A 20,464-nucleotide genomic window follows, 5' to 3' on the forward strand; every position below is an offset into this window, starting at 1 on the left:
ATACCCTTTGGCGATGCCAATAAAGTTCCCTTTGTAGTTTTTACAGAGGGGTTCTTTTTTATTACACTTAAGAATCTAGTACTTTTTTAGCTTCTTCATATTCTTCTTTAGTGATTTCACCTTTTGCAAAACGTCTTTTAAGGACTTCTAACGGAGATTCTTTTTTTGTTACTTGGAATAAAGAACTGTAAGACAAGAAAAAGAATACTCCTATTACTATCCAAACAATCCACCATACAAAGTGCATACCCCAAAAATGTCCGTCGTGATAATGCATAACTATTTAGTTTTTATATTAAAGCAACACTAAGTTACGAAATTATACAACTGAATGCCAGTTAAATACACTTTTAAATATAAGTTTTGCAACATGTCTTTTTCTTTTCAGTCTTTAATATAAAATTAAAAAGATTTATATGAAACTACTTACACTATTATTATCGTTATGTATTTGTTCAACATCCTTTAGCCAAAGAACAAAAGACTTAAAGACTTTTAAACACTATTCTGTAGTAACAAGTAAAGACACCATTAATTATCATACATATGCTAAAAAAGATATTGAATCTACCAATGTTCTTCTCTTATATATTCAAGGTTCCAAAGCAATGTCTCTATATCAAACAATGAAAGAAAACGGAAAAACGTATGTTGGAACTACATTGCCTCTTGATTTTAACCTTTTGCCTGATAATTATCTATTTGTTGTAATATCTAAAAAAGGTTTTCCTTTCTTAACAAAAATGGATGAGGAGTTTCCTGTTCCTAAATCTTACTATGAAAACCAAACATTAGCGTATCGAACTCATCAAGCTGACCAAGTAATTAACAGTATAACTAAAAAGTACCCAAATAAATTCAAAAAAGTTATTGCTCTCGGACATTCTGAAGGAAGCGATGTTGTTGCCAAATTAGGAACTGTAAATAACAGCATAACTCATTTTGGGTATTTGTCTGGTGGAGGAAACACACAGTTTATTGACTTTATTACATTTACTAGAAATAAATTAGTTAAAGGTTTAATTAGTGAAAAAGAAGCACAAAGAGAGATTAATTCAATATTAAAAGATTTTAAAAAAATAATGGCAAACCCTAATGCTACCGATAAATATTGGGCAGGTAAAAACAATAGTTATAAAAGATGGAGTTCTTTTTCTGAGCCACCAATTGACAATTTATTAAAAATTTCAAAGCCTCTATTTGTAGCTATTGGAACAAAAGACCAGGCTGTAGCTCCTGAATCCGCTTACCTAATTCCAATAGAGTTTATTAGGAAACAGAAAAACAATTTAACATTCAAAGCTTATTCAGGTTTAGATCATGGATTTGGAAAAGAACTAGAGAATGGAAAATATGAAAAACATTGGAACACTGTTTTTAATGATTTTTTGAACTGGGTAAACGACAAATAAAAAAGATATAAATATGTATTATATCGCTATTTTTTATACTCTCGGTTTATCTTGTTTTCAAGTTCTATTTTCAATAATTTAGTTTTTTAATATCCCACTATTAATCTCAACCAAAAAGCTATGCAATTAACACAGGAAGAAATTAAGGAATTAGAAAAACAATTAAGTTGTCCTGAAGGAAAATTAGGCGTTGAAGTTGGAAAAAACATGAACGAGACTAATATTAACATGACTTTAAGCACTATTGATTCTTTAGAGTTGCAAGACAATGATTTTGTATTAGAACTAGGTCATGGTAATTGCGGACATTTACAAAAGTTATTAGCTATAGCTAACAATATAAATTACTTTGGGTTAGAAATTTCTAAAACAATGTACGAAGAAGCTAAAGCTATTAACACAACTACACAAGCAGAGTTTTCTTTATACAACGGAGAAACAATTCCGTTTAAAAACAATTCTTTTAATTGTGTTATGAGTGTAAATACAGTTTATTTTTGGTCTAATCCTCAAAAACTAATAACAGAAATTGAACGCATTTTAAAACCCAATGGCATTTGTATTTTAACCTATGCCAACAAAGAGTTTATGAAAACCTTACCTTTTGTGGGAGATACGTTTCAGCTTTTTGGCACAAAAGAAATGGAAGCACTTGTTAGTGCTTCTCACTTAAAAATTGACGAGCTTATCCATAAAACTGAACGAGTTACAAGTAAAACAGGTGATTTTGTAGAACGAACCTATACCCTAGCCAAATTAAAAAAGGAGTAATTCACTTTTTTAAAACTATTTAAATGAAAGAAGCCTTAATAACATCAATTTCAAAATACATCAAGTTAACTTCAGAAGAAGAGAATATCATTAAAAGCTTTTGGACTGAAAAGACTCTTGAAAAAGGAGAATACCTTTTAAGAAATGGTGATGTATGTAGAACCGATAACTTTGTAGTTAATGGAACTCTTAAAGCCTTTTATATAAACGCTGCTACAGGAACAGAAGAAGTTTTATATTTTGCCATAGAAAATTGGTGGGCTACAGATATTGATAGCTTTCAAAAGCAACAACCTTCTATTTATAATATTCAAGCAATAGAAGAAACTGAATTGTTACAGATACGCTATGACTCTTTTCAAAAAATGCTAAAACAAATACCTAAGCTGGAGCGTTTTTTTAGAATTATACTCGAAAACTATCTTGGTAGCTTGCAAAGAAGAATTATTTATAACAATGTGTATGATGCAGAACAACGGTATCTTGATTTTATAAAAGACTACCCAAAAATAGCAGACAAAGTTCCTCAATACTTAATTGCTTCTTACTTAGGTGTAACTCCTGAGTTTTTAAGCAGAATTCGTAAAAAACACAAGTCATCTTAAACTAGGTCAATTTTTTTCATTTCTTCTACAACGAACTTTGCCATATCATGTAAACAATATTAAGATATGAACAAGGTACTTATTATCAACGCAAGTGTAAGAAACGAAAAATCGAACAGTAGGCAATTAACCCAACTCTTTGTAAAGAATTGGCAACAAAAGCACCCTAACGATACATTTTCATACCGAGAAGTTGGGTTAAAAGAAATACCTCCCATCAATGAAAAATGGATTGCTAGTGCCTTTATTAAGCCTGAAGATAGAACAGCTGAAAATCAATTAGGGGTTAACTTGAGCGATAAGCTAATTAAAGAGTTTAAAGAACATGATGTATATGTTCTTGGAACACCTATGTACAATTGGTCTATACCAAGCGGATTAAAGGCTTACATAGATCAGCTTATGAGAATTAATGAAACATGGAAATTCCGCTCAGGTACACCCGATGGTGATTATGTTGGCTTACTGAAAAACAAAAAAATGTTTATTCTATCTAGCCGAGGAGATACTGGTTACGGTGAAAATGAAAAAAATGAACATATGAACTTCCAAACTACCTATTTAAAGTTTGTTTTTGGAATTATGGGCATTAAAGATGTTTCTATAATTTCTTTAGATAATGAGGAGTTTGGAGGGGCTATTTTTGAAAACTCTAAAAAGAAGATATATCAAGAAATTGAAGCTATTTAACCCACCATCAAAATGCTGTTAATACTTATGTTAACAGCGTTTTTTAATGCCTTCTTTATTTAACACAGCACCTAACAAACATTTTTCTACACACGCATCTATTTTTATCTTTTTACTTGTTTGGTGTTGCTCCCCTTAGGCAGTGAATGACACTCCCCTTAGGCAGTGAATGACACTCCCCTTAGGCGGGGAGTATCGTTCCCCTTACCGAGGGAGTGTCACTCCCCTTAGGCAAGGAGTGTTGACCCGATTAGGCTTGGGGTGTCGTCCCGATTAGGCTTGGGGTGTCGTCCCGATTAGGCTTGGGGTGTCGTCCCGATTAGGCTTGGGGTGTCGTCCCGATTAGGCTTGGGGTGTCGTCCCGATTAGGCTTGGGGTGTCGTCCCGATTAGGCTTGGGGTGTCGTCCCGATTAGGCTTGGGGTGTCGTCCCGATTAGGCTTGGGGTGTCGTCCCGATAAAAAAGTTACACTTTTTTATCTTCCTTTTTTTATATTTGGATGAGTAAAAATTGCTACGCCCTCTAATTATTTTACTATTTAAGGTTGTATTGTGGTTTTATACTATATATAAATTAGTTAACACCAATTTAAGAAAATGAGAATACTTAAATTAATATTATGTCTACTCTTACTTAATAACTGTAATAAAAAAACTGAAAACCCTATACTAGTTGATAAAAGTATTATAACAGAAATTGACAGTATTGTAGAAATAAAACAATATGGAAATCATAGTATTGGACAATTAAATTTTAATATACGTGATATTAAAAACGCTAATGAATTTAATAATGATAAGTCTAGTGACTTATTTTCTTTTCTTAAAACTCAAAGGGACTTAAATATGAAATTCATAAAATCTGTTTGTAATTGTAATTTATCTAATGATACTATCAAAATTATTGGTGGACAAGGGTACACAGGAGGTGTTGGTTTCTTTTTAAAAATATATAAAGATAGTATTTCAGGAAAAGTATCTTTATTAACTACTAAGAAAGTTTATTCCAAATCAAAAGAAGAAAAAGACCTCTTTGACAACATTAATCTTTTAACTGACGAAATTAAACTAACAATAACAAAACCTATAGAATATAAGATAAACGAAACTATAAAAGGAAAAATATACTTAAAAACAGAGCCTTTTTATCAAAAAAATATAAAAGGAGAAATAAAAAAGATAGTACCCTCTTTTGATATTATTTTCACTTGTAAATTACAACAAAATAACTTACAGTAATATATAAAGAGTGTTGCCTGATTTTACCTTTTTATAAAGCCATAAACAAGACTATTAAAATGACTCACTTTTTATTAAATGATTCTCAGGAATATACTGAAGAAACTTATGAGGAAGCTAAAACTAGATATGTACTATTTGGAAAAGATATTTATCAGATTCTAAAAGAACATGAACCTGAAATTTTCAATAATTTAAAGTTTTATAAAGCAACTAAACTCATTGAAAAGACTACTTGGAGAGAAGCTGAGACCGAAAATAGTTATGCAATATATGACGATGGAAAAGTATCTTTTGGCATACAATTAGAGCCTATGTCAGCTGTTATTTGTTTACATAATCAACAAACTCAAATAGAAATTGGAGACTGGGACGGAAATGATTATTACGCGGAATCTATAGAGTTTATAAAAAAAGAATTAATGACAGCTGTGATAAAATAAAAAGGTATAAAATGAGATTAAAAAACACATTACTAATCGTATTCTTCTCTTTAAGTTTATTAAGTTGTAATTCAAAGAAGCAATTAGAAAGTAAATGGGTTAAGCTTACTAGTGCTAATAGTGAACAGGTTGAAATCAAAAGAATAGAAGAATTGAGTGATTTTATTTCAGAAATAGATGGTCATTTTAAAATGAATGGAATTACTCAAAGTAAAGACACTTTAAACCTATTAACTCAAAGGAAGGATTCTGTAAAAATAGACCATATAAATCTTTTAATTTACTGGAAAGAAAACAGTTTCCATGCAAAAAACTGGAAGCCTATAAACCAAGACAATATTTACTTATTTTTTAGAGAGTAAAACTGTATTAATAAAGGCTATGTGCCACTTTAATGACACATAGCCTATGTTATTTTAAAAGTATCTTATATACTCTTTGCTATACTAAAACTTAAAGAGAAAGTGTCTTTTCGTTTAATTTCTGAGCTACAAAAGGCTTAGCAAAAACAGCATTTAAACTGGCAATAATTTCTGTATGACTACCATTAGCCAACGGAACGCTTACAGTAGCACCTTTAAATGCTACCAAACTTTGTCCTGCCTCAGCAGACTGTTTAAAAGGTGTTTGCATAGCTGAACCATTCATAGTTCCGAAAGGACCATAAGAAGCTCCGCTTTTACCTGTTAAAGTTATTTGTAATACACATTTCCAACCATACCACACACCTGTATAACCAGAAACAGCCACAATTGGATCGTTTAACGGAATATCTATCGTTTTAGCTACTCCACTATCTCCACCATGCTGTGGCAAAGTAAACACACCTTTATTATTACCTTGAGTACCCGTATTATAAGGTCCAGTTCCAGTATTTACCGTTTGGATAGCATCAAGTACATCACCCGAACGAATCGTCATTTGCGTAATGTTTGGATTCCCAGCCGCTCCAACTATCTGGGTATCATCAAATGTATTACTTGGTAATGGATTTGCTAACTGATTAAGAATCATAAATTGGGCTTGCTCAAACTGGAAGTTTCCAGAGTTAAAACGCCACATAAAAATATCTTGATAATCATAAGTAGCACCTTTATTAGTAAATCCTTCAGAAACTCTATTCCAAACTTGTTGAGCACTAGAGTTTGGTGCTGCATTTCCTGGTTCAAATTGCGCTCCATAACCAATTTTATCTGGTGATATCCCTGCATTTATAAAGCTTGATAACGGTGTACCATCATAAAACTGTGGTGATACAAAATCAAATGCGTTATTTACAGTTGGATAATCAATTGAATTTGTTGGCCATGCAGGAGTGAACGATAAGTAATATTTTACTGGCTGTTTATCAAACACAGAGCGAATTGTAGAAAACAAGACTTTAAATTGAGATTGAGTCATACGTGTAGACACATTACCTTCCCAGTCAATGTCTAATCCATTCATTCCATTCTCTTTTAAATAAGCTACCAGATTATTAGCAAAATTAGTTGCTTCTTCTTGTTCGTTTCCACCAGGAGAAAAAATAGACGCCAGTGTATTATCTCCCGAATAGACCATCGTTGCTAAAAACTTTATATTCGGATTCACTTGTCGAGCATCCTTAAGTACATAGTTTAAATAATCTTGATTCGTAAGTCCACCCGGATGTGATGAGTCTCCCATTTTAATGGTTGATCCTTTGGTGGCTGGAACTACCTCAAAAAAGGCTATTCCAAGTGATGTTACACTATCGTATACTTTGTGTTTAATAAGCGATTGAAAACAACTATCAGGACTTTTGTAGTTTGTCTTTGGTGGTTCATCTTCATTTAAAAAGATCCAAGCGTTAATGCCGTAGGGGAATTGAGAATTTTTCATAATATATTGTATTTAATGTTTACTAAATTATTTTCGACAGCAGATTAAAAACCTAATCAAATACATTATATATCTAACAAACATAGGCTTTACCTGAGTACGAATGCAGTTTTTTAAAGTCCCCTACTGCTCTTATTGCTTTTATTTCATATCATTTACTGTTATAAAGTTGAGAAATTAATAAGCACGTTTTAAAAAAAAGGTAGTAAACGACTGATAATCAATCACGAATACATGTTTTATATGTATAAAAGAAAAAACAAATAACTAACTGATGTACAATACCTTTAAAAGAATATGGCATACTATGCTAACAAACATTTTTCTACACACGCACCTATTTTTAGCTTTTTACTTGTTTGGTGTTGCTCTCCTTAGATATAAGATGTTGTACCTATAAAAGTCGCATCCTTTCTTGTGTTTATTTTTTTATATTTGGGAGAGTGAAATTGCTATGGCTTCCTTTTTTAATTTCCCTTACAAGGAGAATAGCAACAAAAATAAAAGAACAATAAAGGTACTCTTATACTTTACTTTTTGGTTGTATAACGACGTATTTTACACATATATAAACAAGTTGGCTGCAAGCTGAAAAGCCCACCGCGCAAACAGCACATTTGGTTTTGCCTACATACAAAAACCAACGCTGAAATAAGCGAAGCGATTCACAAACACCTATATAAAATGAATGTAATGTGAGTAAAAAACCAAATGTGCTGTTTCTTGCCAGCGCTCGAAAGAAAAAAGATGTAGAACTAAAACACTGACTTGTTTGAATTTCTTAACTTTGTATTATGTCAAGAATCTTATCAACATATAACAGCGAGTTAAAACTAAAAGGATTTAATGTCTTTCAGATTGAAAAAGATGGTAATGCTACCAAGGCATACAGCCGAAAAGATTTTTATAAAATCTGTCTGACCACGGGAAAAAGCCGTATTCATTATGCCAACAGGAGTTTTGATGCCGAAGGGACTATTTTGTTTTTTGGGAATCCAAACATTCCCTACTCTTGGGAAACACTTTCCACCCAATATGTGGGCTACACCATTCTATTTTCAGAAGACTTTTACACTTCGGGAAAACATTCGGAAACCTTGCAAAAATCGCCTTTGTTTAAAATGGGCGGCACACCGATTTTGGATATTTCAGAACAACAGCGAAAGTTTTTAAACAGCATTTTCCAAAAAATGATTGAAGAACAACAATCTGACTATGAGCATAAAGATGACCTGATTCGCAACTATATAGACTTGATTTTACACGAATCCCTAAAATTAAAACCGTCTGAAAACTACAACCAAGACAAGAACGGAGCAGAACGATTAACCAATGTTTTTATGGAACTCTTAGAAAGGCAATTTCCTGTGGAAAGTCCCGATAGACCGCTTCTATTAAGAACCGCCAAAGATTATGCGAAACACCTTTCGGTACATGTCAATTACCTAAATAGAGCCGTAAAGGAGGTTACGGGAAAAACCACCACAACCCATATTTCAGAACGTATTACAAATGAAGCTAAAGCCATTTTACAAAATACCGATTGGAATATTTCTGAAATCGCATACGCTTTGGGATTTGAGTACCCAACTTACTTTAATAATTTCTTCAAAAAGCAAACAGGAGCAAGTCCATCTTCTGTTCGGTTAGAAAAAGTTTGAATTTCATAATCATTGGTTTGAAAATCTTTAACAGCATCTATTAAAATCGTCCGACCTTTGTATTATAAAAATACAAAGATGGATAAGTCAGATATTTTTGAGCGATTGAGAAACGGAGAAATTATTCCGTCCAGCGACAGCCAACGAAAGGAATTAAGAAATGCTTCATACGACACGAAAAAACTGCTCGTGCAAATGAACAATTCGGATGACCCAGGTGAAGTCAGAAAATTATTAAGGCAAATCACAGGTTCGGAAATTCACGAAAGTACAGCCGTATTTACACCGCTTTACATCAATTACGGAAAGCATACCAAAATCGGCAAAAACGTATTCATCAACTTTGATTGTGTGTTTTTGGATTTAGGCGGCATTACCATTGAAGATAATGTACTGATAGCACCAAAAGTCAGTTTGTTGTCGGAAGGACACCCTTTAGAACCCGAAAACAGACACGCACTCGTACCGAAACCTATCCACATCAAAAGAAACGCTTGGATTGGTGCAAATGCCACAATTTTACAAGGCGTAACCATTGGCGAAAATTCGGTAGTTGCTTCAGGTGCTGTCGTTTCCAAAGATGTTCCCGACAATGTAATCGTAGGTGGTATACCTGCAAAATTCATAAAAAACATTGAATGAGTATGAAGAAGTTGATTTATACAATTATTCTTTTAGTGAGTTGTACGCAACTGCACGCTTGTAATAAGGACAAGAAATTAAACAAACCAAAACAGGAATCTATGAAACTAAAAATAACGATAGGAGAAAATACGGCAACTGCAATTTTGTACGACAACCCTACGAGCAGGGATTTCGCCACAATGCTTCCGATTACTGTTGAAATGGACGATTACGCCAACACGGAAAAAATATTTTACCCGTCCAAAAAACTTTCCACCGAAGATGCACCCAAAGGTTTTAAACCGTCCGAAGGCGATATTACACTGTATGCACCGTGGGGAAATATCGCTCTGTTTTATAAGGATTTCAGTTATTCCAACGGATTGATTCCCTTGGGGAAAATCACAAACGGAATAGAGTATTTCAGAGCGAAAGAAAAAATTACCGTAACTATTGAATTGGAACAATAACACAAAAATTAAAAGATATGAACAAGTACATCAAAACGATTGCAATACTCACAGGAAGTTTATTTCTGATAACCGCTTGCAATTCAAACACCGAAAAAAAACAAGAAAATATGAAAACAGACAAAAATAAACTAGACGCTATCTTTCCTAAAGGCGAGAAAGGATCAAATGAACTATTTACAGGAAATGCCTTTAACTATGGACTAGTAGCTCCCGACTCTGTATTTACCACAGCAGTAGGTAATGTCTATTTTGAACCTGGTGCTAGAAGCAATTGGCATAGTCATCCTGCTGGACAAATCTTAATTATAACAGATGGTGTAGGTTATCATCAAATTGAAGGAGGACCGATTGAGACTATTAAAAAAGGAGATGTAGTAAAATGTCCACCAAATGTAAATCACTGGCATGGTGCTAGTCCTAATGTTGGCTTGCAACAGCTCTACATTGTACCAAATGTTGAAAAAGGAATTGTAGACTGGAAAGAAGCTGTTACAGATAAAGAGTATTTAAAAGATAAATAATGAGAGCGTTAATACTAGCAATAGCTACACTTTTATGTGTGAGCTACTCAAACGGTCAGAATAATACTATTAAAAAAACAGAAAACATGTATCAAGAAACAGAACATTATACGTTTGAATTAAGTGAAAACGTAACACGAGAAAAGGTTACTTTTAAAAACCGATATGGAATAACATTAACTGGTGATTTATACTCTCCTAAAAATAAAGGAAACGAAAAGTTACCTGCTTTAGCTACCAGCGGACCTTATGGTGCTGTAAAAGAACAATCATCTGGATTATATGCTAATCAACTTGCCCAACGTGGATTTGTTGTGGTAGCATTCGATCCTTCATTTACAGGTGAAAGTGGAGGAAAACCAAGAAATGTTGCATCACCTGAAATATTTACAGAAGACTTAAGTGCAGCAATTGATTTTCTTGGGACTTTATCCTATGTTGATCGAAACCGTGTTGGAATTATGGGAATTTGTGGATTTGGAGGATTTGCTTTGAATGCAGCTGCTGTAGACAAACGTGTTAAAGCTGTGGCAGTAGCAAGTATGTACGATATGTCTCGTGTAACAGCAAAAGGCTACTTCGACAGTGTAACCCCAGAGCAACGTACACAGATGTTAGAACAACTAAGTCAGCAACGTTGGGCTGATGCTGAAAATGGTGAACCTGCATATAGTCCAGCAGGACTTCCTTCAGCAGATCAATTAACAGGAGAAGAACCTGAATTTGTTCAAGGATATGTTAGTTATTACAAGACAGAAAGAGGTTTTCATCCACGTTCTATAAACTCAAATGGATCATGGACGATGACGACCCCAATTTCATTGATGAACATGCCAATTATGACATACATCGAGGAAATTTCTCCAAGACCAATTTTAGTAATTGCAGGAGAAAATGCACATTCTAGGTATTTTAGTGAAGATGCTATTAAGGCTGCTGCAGAACCCAAGGAGTTAATGATTATTCCTAACGCAGTTCACACTGATTTATATGATAAAATAGATGTAATTCCGTTTGCTAAGCTTGAAGTATTCTTTAAAGAGAACTTGAAATAAAAAAACCACTGCACATTAATATCTAAAAAAAGCGGTATGAGTCTTAACTCATACTGCTTTTTTAATTTATAGTTGACATAGGGTTGTCACAAACTACTAATAGCTTTGTGTTATCACAATAAAAAAATTATGATAATAAAAGATTTCAAGCCATTTAACGGTCAACATTGCGAAACTACCACTACAGGGAGTTTATTATATCAACTTGATATTAACCTTTCAGAACCCATGTTGTTTGGACTCGGAGAAGGTTTAGGGTATATTTTTTGGAATATGAAGATTATGGACTTCCCCTTTATAGGTGGTAGAGTTAAACCAGATGTTTTGACCGAAAATATTTGTAGAAACCTAAACTTAAATTTAGAGGTCAAAGAGACTTCCTCTATAAAAAAAGCGTGGAAAAATGTTCAGCAATATATAGCACAAGGAAAAGCAGTAGGCTTAAAATTAGATTGTTATCATTTAGATTATTTTACTACAAAAATTCATTTTGCAGGTCATTATGCTTCAATCTATGGGTATGATGACCAATTAGCATATTTAAACGATACAAATCAACAAGGTAGAGATGCTAAAACTACACTAAAAAACTTAGAACTAGCAAGAAATGAAAAGGGGCCTATGTCTTCCAAAAACCTTTCTTATACTATTTCTAAAAAAGAAAAAACACCTGATTTAAAAAACATCATTAGACCTGCTATTTACAATAATGCTACTGATTTTTTAAATCCACCTATTAAGAATATTGGCTATAAAGGAATATTTAAAACGAGTAAAGAAATTAAAACGTGGTTTGAAACCAGTAAGGATATAAAAAGGGATTTTCAAACTTCTGCATCTCTTATGGAAAATGGAGGTACGGGAGGTTCATTATTTAGAAAAATGTATAGTAATTTTCTTAAAGAAAGTGGAGAACTTCTTAACTCTAAAACTTTAATTAAATCGAGCGAAGAATACAGTGCTATTGCTAAATTATGGACAAACGTTGCAGATTTATTCAACGAAATAGGAGAAACAAAAGATATTAAATATATTAATTATGCTTCTGAAATATTGATTGAATTATCAGAAAGAGAAAAAATAGTAATGGAACAACTAAAAGAAACCTGCTAAACACTTAAAAATCAACTATTAAGTAAGTTTATTATATTATCTTAATAATTTACTTTAAAATGCTATCAATAACCCCACCACTCCTAAAAATAAACATAGTGGAGAAAAATACTTGGTATCATTTATTGCGAATTCAGTTGCTTTAACTTTCTTAAAAAAACCTACATATTTAAAATCTCCTATAGCTCTGATTATAAAAATACTGGCTACAACATAAAGCCCATAGTTTTGTAGCCATGTAGGCATTGAGTTCAGTATTAATAGCTGTATTTTTTCTGCATACACAACCGCAAAAGCACCTATTACTATAGCTACTACAAAAGTTAGTGCTTTAGGTGGATTCATCGCTTTTTCATTTGCTGTTTTAGTAGGTATTACAGCATCTACCCATAAAGTTCCACCAAAAGCCCAATAAACGTGAATTAACGAAATAGAAAAGAGTATTAAAACGCAAATCACTCCTAAAAAATGTATCATAAATTGTAGTTTTTACCGTAAGTTTGTCTAACAAATTTAAGCATTCAACATGACAACTTTATTCATAAACATCAAAGAATTAATCCAAATTAGAGAAACAAGTACTAAAAAAGTATCAGGAGCTTCGATGAACATTTTACCTACCATAAAAAACGCTTTTTTATTGGTTGAAAATGGTATTATTACTGACTATGGAAGCATGAAAAAAGCCCCTACTTCTGCTGATAAAACTGTGGATTGTACTGGTAAAATGATGTTACCTACTTGGTGCGATTCGCATACACACATTGTATATGCAGGAAATCGTGAACAAGAGTTTGTGGATAGAATTAACGGATTGAGTTATGAAGAAATTGCCAATCGTGGTGGTGGTATCGTAAACTCTGCAAAGAAATTACAAGAAACATCAGAAGAAGAATTATACCAACAATCGGCAAAACGATTAGAAGAAGTTATTGCTTTAGGTACTGGAGCAGTTGAAATAAAATCAGGATATGGTTTAACCGTAGACGCTGAATTAAAAATGTTGCGTGTTATTAAGAAGCTACGCGAGAATTATAACATTCCTGTAAAAGCTACCTTTTTAGGAGCACATGCCTTTCCTACTGAATATAAAAACAATAAAGAAGGATACATCAATTTAATTATTGATGAAATGCTACCTAAAGTTGCCGAAGAAAACCTTGCTGATTTTGTAGATGCTTTCTGTGAAACAGGATATTTCTCGGTAGAAGATACCGACAGAATTTTAACCGCCGCTCAACAATACGGGTTAATACCGAAAGTACACGTAAATCAGTTTACAACTATTGGAGGTGTTCAGGTAAGTGTAAAACACAATGCCTTATCTGTAGACCATTTAGAAGTTATGAATACAGAAGATATTGAAGCATTGAAAGGAACGCAAACCATGCCTGTTGCCTTACCATCTTGCTCGTATTTTTTAAGTATTCCGTACACACCTGCACGTGATATTATGAATGCTGGGTTGCCTTTAGCCTTAGCTACCGATTACAATCCAGGGTCTACTCCATCAGGAAACATGAACTTTGTAGTAGCAACGGCTTGTATTAAAATGAAAATGACACCAGAAGAAGCTATTAATGCAGCAACAATTAACGGAGCGTATGCAATGAATTTATCTGATGAGGTTGGAAGTATTACTAAAGGAAAAAAAGCGAATTTAATTCTTACTAAAGAAATTCCTTCGTATGGATTTTTACCGTATTCCTTCGGAAGTAATTTAATAGATTCAGTATTCATCAACGGAAAAGAAATGTAAATTATACCCTGTCATTCCGAATGATAACGAAGAATATCATTAAGGTGAGTTACGAACATTCTTGAGATTTCTCCTTTCGTTACACTTCAGTTCGAAATGACGTTTTCTAAAAAGACAATACAATATGCTAACAATATTCAACGAAAAAGAAATACAAGAGTTTGTAACCCCACGTGAAGGTGAAACAAAATTAGGAGAGTGCGTTGCTGTAATCGACTCTAAAAAAGAGCTACAAGAGGAACTTAAAAACTCAACTGCTTCTTTTGTTATTTTAGGAGTTCCCGAAGATATTGGGGTTCGTATGAATGGTGGAAATGGTGGTGCACATACTGCTTTTGTTCCTGCTTTAAAAGCATTTTTAAACACACAGCAGAATCAGTTTATCGACGGAAATAACATCCTAGTTTTAGGATATTTAGATTGTTTAGACGATGTATATAGCTTTGACGTTAACGACAGAGAGAAAGGTGATTTATTAGTAAAAGCAATTGATAAAGAACTTTCTAACCTTATCAAAGTCATTGTTAAAAGTGGTAAAACACCAATTATTATTGGTGGAGGTCATAACAACGCTTACGGAAACATTAAAGGACTTTCAGAAGGAAAGGAACAACCTGTAAATGTAATTAACCTAGATGCGCATACCGATTTACGTCGTTTGGAAGAGCGCCATAGTGGTAACGGATTTTCGTATGCTTTACAAGAGGGTTTTATTAAGAACTACTTTATGTTTGGACTGCATGAAAACTACACGCCTCAGTATGTTTTTGAAATGATTCATGATAGTTTAAACTTAGAGTACAACACCTTTGAAGAGTTAGAAGTATATCAGTCTACTTCTTTTAATGGTGAGTTACAACGCGCTGAAAGTTTTATAGAAAATACTCCTTTCGGAATTGAAATCGATTTGGATTGTGTGCAACACTTTCCTAGTAGTGCCATGACACCTAGCGGATTTACACCACAACAAGCACGTAGATTCACACATTATTTTGGGAAGCTACAAAATGCTTCTTATTTACACATTTGTGAAGGTGCTCCAGCAGTTGTTAAAGATGACGTTGCTAACGGACAAGTAGGAAAATATATTAGTTATTTAATTTCTGATTTTATAAAGGCTAAGAGCAATTAATAATTACTTATAAGAAGATAAGTACGTCATTGCGAACAGAGTGAAGCAATCTGTGAGTCGACAAACCGATTACTTCTTGTCATTTCGAACCAAGTGAAACGAAGTGTGAGAAATCTTAAGCAAATGAGTAACTCACTTTAATGAGATTTAGCTTCGCTGAACCTTACGGTTTCTCCTTCGGTTCGAAATGACAATTCTTTAAATACTAGTTATTCTATCCATAAGTTTCCTTCTGAATACGTTTTAGCTTTACCGCTAATTATGACCCTATCCTTTTTATTTTGGCACTTTAATACTCCTACTCTTTCAGAAGCTTGTATTGCATCAAGATTATCTTTATTCAATCGAGAACTCCAAAATGGCACCAATGAACAATGAGAAGAACCAGTAACAGGATCTTCTAAAATAGAGGATTGTGGTGTAAAATACCTTGATACAAAATCGGAATTATTTCCTACAGCTGTAACTACTATCCCTCCTGGATCTAAATTTATTTGATCAAAGGTCTGTCTATCTACTTTTATATTTTTTATTTCCTCTTCAGAATCATATACTAATACATAATCTCTAGATTTTAAAACCTCTTTAGGTTGTATATTTAAAGACTTCTGAATGATTTCAGGTAACTCAGAAGCAACAGGCATTCGAGATGGCAAATCCATCGAATAAAAGTCCTTTTCAATCGTAATAATTAAATCACCACTTAATGTTTCAAATACTATTTCGTTATGAGGATAATTTAAAATTGAATGTAAACAATGAGCTGTAGCAAGTGTTGCATGCCCGCATAAATCCATTTCAATTTCTGGAGTAAACCACCTTAAATGTATTTTCTTTCCTTTATCAACAAAAAATGCTGTTTCTGCCACCGCATTTTCTTTTGCTATTTTTAAAAGAACTTCATCTGGTAACCAATCTTGTAACGGAACAACACATGCTGGATTTCCTCCAAAAACTTTATCTGTAAAAGCGTCTATTTGATATAATGGCAATTTCATCTTTTCATTATTTAACACGTAAATATATTACTTTCAATTTTGTCACATAAAAGACGATACCTCTCTACCGTTCGGAATGACATAGATAATATAGTAACAAAAAAACTCTTGTTAACGTCATTTAGAATCGAGTTAAACAAAGTGTGAGAAATTTTAAAAAAATGAGTAACTCACTTTAATGAGATTTAGCTTCGCTAAACCTTACGGTTTCTCCTTCGGTTCGAAATGACGATTTATCTTAGAAAACTGCTTCTGCAATTTTTTGAATATTAGTTGATCTTCCCATTGAATAATAATGTAAAATAGGTACACCTTTCTGTTGTAACTCTTTACTTTGAGCAATACACCACTCTACTCCTACTTGTCGTACCTCTGCGTTACTCTTACAATTCACAACCTCTTTTACCAATGCATCAGGTAAATCTACCTTAAAACGGTGCGGAATTAAATTCAACTGTTTTTTGGTTGAAATAGGTTTTAAACCCGGAATAATTGGAACAGTTATACCTTCTTCTCTACATTTTTCTACAAACTCAAAATACTTTTGATTATCGAAAAACATTTGTGTTACCACATAGTTTGCTCCATTTTTTATCTTCTTCTTTAAAAAGTGAATATCAGAATCTAAACTTGGCGCTTCCATGTGCTTTTCAGGATACCCTGCTACACCAATACAAAAATCAGTTTTTGATGAGTTTTGCAAGTCATCATCCAAATACCTTCCTTTATTTAAGTTCTCTATTTGTGTAACTAACTCACTTGCATACGCATGTCCATCATTTTCTGGTTTAAAATAAGTTTCGCTTTTTACTGCATCACCACGTAATGCAACTACGTTATCAATTCCTAAAAAATCGAGGTCTATTAAGAAGTTTTCAGTGTCTTCTTTGGTAAACCCTCCACATAAAATATGCGGAATAGCATCTACTTGGTATTTATTTTGAATAGCCGCACAAATACCGACAGTACCCGGACGTTTTTTTACAACTTGTTTTTTTAAGAGTCCGTCTCCTAACTCTTTATACACGTATTCTTCACGATGGTAAGTTACGTCTATAAACGGCGGATTAAACTCCATTAATGGATCAATATTTTTAAATATTGACTCTATTGTATCTCCCTTTAACGGTGGAAGTATTTCAAACGAAAACAACGATGTTCCGTTAGCTTTTTCTAAATGTTCTATTACCTTCATAAGTGTATCTTATAAAGGCGTATTTAACTATACCAATGAAGCTGCAATCAACGATATTGCTGCCATTACCAGTAGCTGTATTGCAAATCGAATCTCTAAATTATACTTTTTCATTTGTCTAATTTTATTGATTTTTTATATGGCAATATTACTACTGTTTTGTAGTTTTTAGTTTACCTAACTTAAAACTTATTGTTAATTAAATACGCTCTTTTGTTTGTTTATTTTTAAATTATTCTTAATTATCTGATATGTTTGGGTGTAACCATTTTCTGGCTTTTTCTAAGGGAATGTTTTTCCGCTCTGCAAAATCTCTTACTTGGTCGTCTGTTATTTTACCCAACCCGAAATATTTAGCTTCTTCATTGGCAAAATAATATCCTGAAACTGCTGCTGCTGGCCACATGGCTAAACTTTCTGTTAAGCTAACCCCTATATTTTCTTCAACTTGTAAAAGTTCCCAAATCGTTTCTTTTTCTAAATGATCTGGACATGCAGGGTATCCGGGAGCAGGACGAATTCCTTTATAATCTTCTTTTATTAATTCATCATTCGTTAAATTTTCTTCGGAAGCATAACCCCAATGTTTTGTTCTTACTCTGTGATGCAAATATTCAGCAAAAGCTTCAGCAAAACGATCAGCAATAGCTTGTGCCATAATTGCATTGTAATCGTCGTGATTTTCTTTGTATTGTAGCGCTAATTCATCAGCACCAAAAATGGCTGTACAGAAAGCTCCTATATAATCCGATCTATCTGTTTCCTTAGGCGCAATAAAATCAGCTAAGGCAAAACTTGGTTTACCTTCACGCTTTTTTAATTGCTGACGTAAGGTTCTAAATATGGCGACTTCTTTTCCTTTCTTTTGAACTGAAATATCATCATCGTTAATAGAGTTTGCCTCAAACAAACCAAAAATAGCTTTGGGCTTTAATGCTTGCTTTTCTATAATTTGTTGTAACATTTTTTGAGCATCTGCAAACAAATTAGTTGCCTCTACCCCTACTACTTCATCTTCTAAAATATCAGGAAACTTTCCGTGTAAATCCCACGAACGGAAAAACGGACTCCAATCAAAATACGGTACCAAATCTTTTAAACTTACTTGTTCTAGTTTTTGTATTCCTAGTTCTCTAGGCTTGGTAATATTCGTAGTATCCCAATCTATTTTAAATTTTCGCTCTCTTGCTTCTGCAATAGGTATGTAATGCTTTTGTTTTCCTCGTTTTAAGAACTTATCACGAAATTCTTCGTAATCTTTCTTCAATTTGGCTACGTATTCATTAGAGGTTTCTTGGTTCAACAAATCTCCTACTACGGTTACCGCTCTTGAAGCATCATTAACGTGTACTACTGCATTTTTATACTGTGTGTCTATTTTTACAGCCGTATGTGCTTTTGAGGTAGTTGCCCCACCAATCAATAGTGGAATTTCTAAATTTTGACGTTCCATTTCTTTGGCTAAATACACCATTTCATCCAACGAAGGCGTTATCAATCCGCTTAAACCAATAGCATCTACCTTCTCTTTTTTAGCGGTTTCTATGATTTTTTCTGGTGGAACCATCACACCTAAATCAACAATCTCATAATTGTTACAGCCTAATACTACTGATACAATGTTTTTACCAATATCGTGTACATCTCCTTTTACGGTCGCCATCAATATTTTTCCAATAGCTTGCTGTTCCTCGCTTTTTTCAGCTTCAATAAACGGGTTTAAGTAAGCAACTGCTTTTTTCATTACTCGGGCAGATTTTACTACTTGTGGTAAAAACATTTTCCCTGCACCAAACAAGTCTCCTACTACATTCATCCCCGTCATTAAATGTCCTTCAATTACATGTAATGGTTTCGCTACACTTAAGCGTGCTTCTTCTGCATCTTCTTCAATAAAAGCATCTATTCCTTTTACTAAAGAGTGTGTTATACGGTCTTGCAACGGTAAACTTCTCCATTCTAAAACCTGCTCACTACTTTCTTTTTTAGTTCCTTTTACCGTTTCTGCAAACTCTAATAAGCGTTCAGTTGCATCATCTCTTCTATCTAAAACAACATCTTCAATATGTTCTAATAAATCCTTCGGAATATCATCGTAGACTTCTAACATTGTCGGATTCACAATTCCCATATTCATTCCTGCTTTAATGGCATAGTATAAGAATACCGAATGCATCGCTTCACGAACGACATTATTTCCTCTAAATGAAAATGATACATTACTTACTCCTCCACTCACACTAACATGCGGTAAATTTTCGCGCACCCATCGGGTAGCTTCAATAAAATCTAGTGCGTTTTTTCGATGCTCTTCCATTCCAGTTGCCACTGGGAAAATATTTAAATCGAAAATGATATCTTCTGGCGGAAAACCGACAATGTCAGTTAATATGTTATACGAACGCTCTGCAATTTCAATTCTTCGCTCGTAAGTATCTGCTTGTCCTACTTCATCAAAAGCCATGATAATTACTGCGGCTCCATATCGTTTAATCTGCGTAGCTTCCCAAATAAACTTTTCTTCTCCTTCTTTTAAAGAAATGGAATTTACAACCGATTTTCCTTGTACTACTCGCAATCCAGCTTCAATGATTTCCCATTTAGAACTATCAATCATAATAGGAACTCTAGCAATATCAGGTTCAGAGGCTATTAAGTTTAAGAAACGTACCATGGCTTCTTTTCCCTCAATTAAACCATCATCCATATTAATATCGATGATTTGCGCCCCTCCATCTACTTGATGACGTGCAATCGCTAAGGCTTCATCAAACTTTTCTTCTTTAATTAATCGAAGAAATTTACGCGATCCTGCTACGTTTGTACGCTCACCTACATTGATAAAATTACTTTCGGGTGTAATAATTAACGGTTCTAACCCCGATAATTTCATGTATCTTCTTTCCTCACTCAT

At 33.5% G+C, this 20,464-nt stretch carries 21 protein-coding genes; 15 read left to right on the forward strand and 6 right to left on the reverse strand.

The window, feature by feature from the left end:
* Positions 1-67 precede the first annotated feature (67 nt).
* Positions 68-277 (reverse strand): SHOCT domain-containing protein, encoded by a 210-nt coding sequence (locus VCM48_RS03190; protein WP_482271587.1) that lies wholly within the window; start codon positions 275-277, stop codon positions 68-70.
* A gap of 139 nt (positions 278-416) precedes the next feature.
* On the opposite strand from VCM48_RS03190, the gene VCM48_RS03195 reads away from it, so the two are divergent.
* The 7 genes from VCM48_RS03195 to VCM48_RS03225 all read left to right on the forward strand — a co-directional run bounded on the left by VCM48_RS03195 (position 417) and on the right by VCM48_RS03225 (position 5,521).
* On the forward strand, positions 417-1,412 hold the full coding sequence (locus tag VCM48_RS03195; RefSeq protein ID WP_482271588.1) for a dienelactone hydrolase family protein: 996 nt from the start codon (positions 417-419) through the stop codon (positions 1,410-1,412).
* Between the two features lie 120 nt (positions 1,413-1,532).
* Entirely contained in the window at positions 1,533-2,183 is a 651-nt protein-coding gene (locus VCM48_RS03200; RefSeq protein WP_482271589.1) for a class I SAM-dependent methyltransferase, read from the forward strand.
* A gap of 23 nt (positions 2,184-2,206) precedes the next feature.
* A complete protein-coding gene (locus tag VCM48_RS03205; RefSeq protein WP_482271590.1) occupies positions 2,207-2,788 on the forward strand; it encodes a Crp/Fnr family transcriptional regulator in 582 nt (193 codons plus the stop codon).
* A 66-nt stretch (positions 2,789-2,854) separates the two neighbouring features.
* Positions 2,855-3,478, forward strand: coding sequence for an FMN-dependent NADH-azoreductase (locus VCM48_RS03210; protein WP_482271591.1), 624 nt, complete (start codon positions 2,855-2,857; stop codon positions 3,476-3,478).
* Between the two features lie 596 nt (positions 3,479-4,074).
* Positions 4,075-4,716, forward strand: coding sequence for a hypothetical protein (locus VCM48_RS03215; RefSeq protein WP_482271592.1), 642 nt, complete (start codon positions 4,075-4,077; stop codon positions 4,714-4,716).
* A gap of 59 nt (positions 4,717-4,775) precedes the next feature.
* Positions 4,776-5,159 (forward strand): hypothetical protein, encoded by a 384-nt coding sequence (locus VCM48_RS03220; RefSeq protein WP_440121772.1) that lies wholly within the window; start codon positions 4,776-4,778, stop codon positions 5,157-5,159.
* A gap of 11 nt (positions 5,160-5,170) precedes the next feature.
* Entirely contained in the window at positions 5,171-5,521 is a 351-nt protein-coding gene (locus tag VCM48_RS03225; RefSeq protein ID WP_482271593.1) for a hypothetical protein, read from the forward strand.
* A 91-nt stretch (positions 5,522-5,612) separates the two neighbouring features.
* Here the strand turns inward: VCM48_RS03225 and VCM48_RS03230 are convergent, their stop codons facing one another.
* Positions 5,613-7,019: a glycosyl hydrolase family 18 protein gene (locus tag VCM48_RS03230; RefSeq protein WP_482271594.1), complete on the reverse strand. Its 1,407-nt coding sequence runs from the start codon at positions 7,017-7,019 to the stop codon at positions 5,613-5,615.
* Between the two features lie 794 nt (positions 7,020-7,813).
* Here VCM48_RS03230 and VCM48_RS03235 point away from each other — a divergent pair.
* From VCM48_RS03235 to VCM48_RS03260, 6 genes are all read left to right on the forward strand, one after another.
* A complete protein-coding gene (locus VCM48_RS03235) occupies positions 7,814-8,680 on the forward strand; it encodes a helix-turn-helix domain-containing protein (protein WP_482271595.1) in 867 nt (288 codons plus the stop codon).
* Between the two features lie 78 nt (positions 8,681-8,758).
* Positions 8,759-9,322, forward strand: coding sequence for a sugar O-acetyltransferase (locus VCM48_RS03240; RefSeq protein ID WP_482271596.1), 564 nt, complete (start codon positions 8,759-8,761; stop codon positions 9,320-9,322).
* A gap of 2 nt (positions 9,323-9,324) precedes the next feature.
* Entirely contained in the window at positions 9,325-9,774 is a 450-nt protein-coding gene (locus tag VCM48_RS03245; RefSeq protein WP_482271597.1) for a cyclophilin-like fold protein, read from the forward strand.
* A 17-nt stretch (positions 9,775-9,791) separates the two neighbouring features.
* Entirely contained in the window at positions 9,792-10,298 is a 507-nt protein-coding gene (locus VCM48_RS03250) for a cupin domain-containing protein (protein ID WP_482271598.1), read from the forward strand.
* Positions 10,298-11,353 carry an alpha/beta hydrolase gene (locus tag VCM48_RS03255; protein ID WP_482271599.1) on the forward strand — a complete coding sequence of 352 codons (1,056 nt, stop codon included), beginning with the start codon at positions 10,298-10,300 and terminating at the stop codon, positions 11,351-11,353. The genes VCM48_RS03250 and VCM48_RS03255 overlap by 1 nt, the downstream gene beginning before the upstream one ends.
* A 129-nt stretch (positions 11,354-11,482) precedes the next feature.
* On the forward strand, positions 11,483-12,466 hold the full coding sequence (locus VCM48_RS03260) for a BtrH N-terminal domain-containing protein (RefSeq protein ID WP_482271600.1): 984 nt from the start codon (positions 11,483-11,485) through the stop codon (positions 12,464-12,466).
* Positions 12,467-12,520: 54 nt separating this feature from the next.
* Here the strand turns inward: VCM48_RS03260 and VCM48_RS03265 are convergent, their stop codons facing one another.
* Entirely contained in the window at positions 12,521-12,943 is a 423-nt protein-coding gene (locus VCM48_RS03265) for a DUF3995 domain-containing protein (RefSeq protein ID WP_482271601.1), read from the reverse strand.
* Positions 12,944-12,992: 49 nt separating this feature from the next.
* On the opposite strand from VCM48_RS03265, the gene hutI reads away from it, so the two are divergent.
* Together hutI and VCM48_RS03275 are read left to right on the forward strand one after the other, a co-directional pair.
* Positions 12,993-14,225 (forward strand): imidazolonepropionase, encoded by a 1,233-nt coding sequence (gene hutI, locus VCM48_RS03270; RefSeq protein ID WP_482271602.1) that lies wholly within the window; start codon positions 12,993-12,995, stop codon positions 14,223-14,225.
* Between the two features lie 124 nt (positions 14,226-14,349).
* A complete protein-coding gene (locus VCM48_RS03275; RefSeq protein WP_482271603.1) occupies positions 14,350-15,357 on the forward strand; it encodes a formimidoylglutamase in 1,008 nt (335 codons plus the stop codon).
* 209 nt (positions 15,358-15,566) lie between these two features.
* On the opposite strand, the gene VCM48_RS03280 is transcribed toward VCM48_RS03275, so the two are convergent.
* From VCM48_RS03280 to metH, 3 genes are all read right to left on the reverse strand, one after another.
* Entirely contained in the window at positions 15,567-16,355 is a 789-nt protein-coding gene (locus VCM48_RS03280; protein WP_482271604.1) for a PhzF family phenazine biosynthesis protein, read from the reverse strand.
* A gap of 238 nt (positions 16,356-16,593) precedes the next feature.
* Positions 16,594-17,550 (reverse strand): methylenetetrahydrofolate reductase [NAD(P)H], encoded by a 957-nt coding sequence (gene metF / locus VCM48_RS03285; RefSeq protein WP_274641320.1) that lies wholly within the window; start codon positions 17,548-17,550, stop codon positions 16,594-16,596.
* A gap of 238 nt (positions 17,551-17,788) precedes the next feature.
* A complete protein-coding gene (metH, locus tag VCM48_RS03290; RefSeq protein ID WP_482271605.1) occupies positions 17,789-20,464 on the reverse strand; it encodes a methionine synthase in 2,676 nt (891 codons plus the stop codon).

Source organism: Tenacibaculum sp. DPLXC6 (assembly GCF_056815515.1).

Coding starts and splice junctions, on each gene's coding strand:
- VCM48_RS03190 (WP_482271587.1), bottom strand. CDS start 277: ATGCATTATCACGACGGACATTTTTGGGGTATGCACTTTGTATGGTGG.
- VCM48_RS03195 (WP_482271588.1), top strand. CDS start 417: ATGAAACTACTTACACTATTATTATCGTTATGTATTTGTTCAACATCC.
- VCM48_RS03200 (WP_482271589.1), top strand. CDS start 1,533: ATGCAATTAACACAGGAAGAAATTAAGGAATTAGAAAAACAATTAAGT.
- VCM48_RS03205 (WP_482271590.1), top strand. CDS start 2,207: ATGAAAGAAGCCTTAATAACATCAATTTCAAAATACATCAAGTTAACT.
- VCM48_RS03210 (WP_482271591.1), top strand. CDS start 2,855: ATGAACAAGGTACTTATTATCAACGCAAGTGTAAGAAACGAAAAATCG.
- VCM48_RS03215 (WP_482271592.1), top strand. CDS start 4,075: ATGAGAATACTTAAATTAATATTATGTCTACTCTTACTTAATAACTGT.
- VCM48_RS03220 (WP_440121772.1), top strand. CDS start 4,776: ATGACTCACTTTTTATTAAATGATTCTCAGGAATATACTGAAGAAACT.
- VCM48_RS03225 (WP_482271593.1), top strand. CDS start 5,171: ATGAGATTAAAAAACACATTACTAATCGTATTCTTCTCTTTAAGTTTA.
- VCM48_RS03230 (WP_482271594.1), bottom strand. CDS start 7,019: ATGAAAAATTCTCAATTCCCCTACGGCATTAACGCTTGGATCTTTTTA.
- VCM48_RS03235 (WP_482271595.1), top strand. CDS start 7,814: ATGTCAAGAATCTTATCAACATATAACAGCGAGTTAAAACTAAAAGGA.
- VCM48_RS03240 (WP_482271596.1), top strand. CDS start 8,759: ATGGATAAGTCAGATATTTTTGAGCGATTGAGAAACGGAGAAATTATT.
- VCM48_RS03245 (WP_482271597.1), top strand. CDS start 9,325: ATGAAGAAGTTGATTTATACAATTATTCTTTTAGTGAGTTGTACGCAA.
- VCM48_RS03250 (WP_482271598.1), top strand. CDS start 9,792: ATGAACAAGTACATCAAAACGATTGCAATACTCACAGGAAGTTTATTT.
- VCM48_RS03255 (WP_482271599.1), top strand. CDS start 10,298: ATGAGAGCGTTAATACTAGCAATAGCTACACTTTTATGTGTGAGCTAC.
- VCM48_RS03260 (WP_482271600.1), top strand. CDS start 11,483: ATGATAATAAAAGATTTCAAGCCATTTAACGGTCAACATTGCGAAACT.
- VCM48_RS03265 (WP_482271601.1), bottom strand. CDS start 12,943: ATGATACATTTTTTAGGAGTGATTTGCGTTTTAATACTCTTTTCTATT.
- hutI (WP_482271602.1), top strand. CDS start 12,993: ATGACAACTTTATTCATAAACATCAAAGAATTAATCCAAATTAGAGAA.
- VCM48_RS03275 (WP_482271603.1), top strand. CDS start 14,350: ATGCTAACAATATTCAACGAAAAAGAAATACAAGAGTTTGTAACCCCA.
- VCM48_RS03280 (WP_482271604.1), bottom strand. CDS start 16,355: ATGAAATTGCCATTATATCAAATAGACGCTTTTACAGATAAAGTTTTT.
- metF (WP_274641320.1), bottom strand. CDS start 17,550: ATGAAGGTAATAGAACATTTAGAAAAAGCTAACGGAACATCGTTGTTT.
- metH (WP_482271605.1), bottom strand. CDS start 20,464: ATGAGTGAGGAAAGAAGATACATGAAATTATCGGGGTTAGAACCGTTA.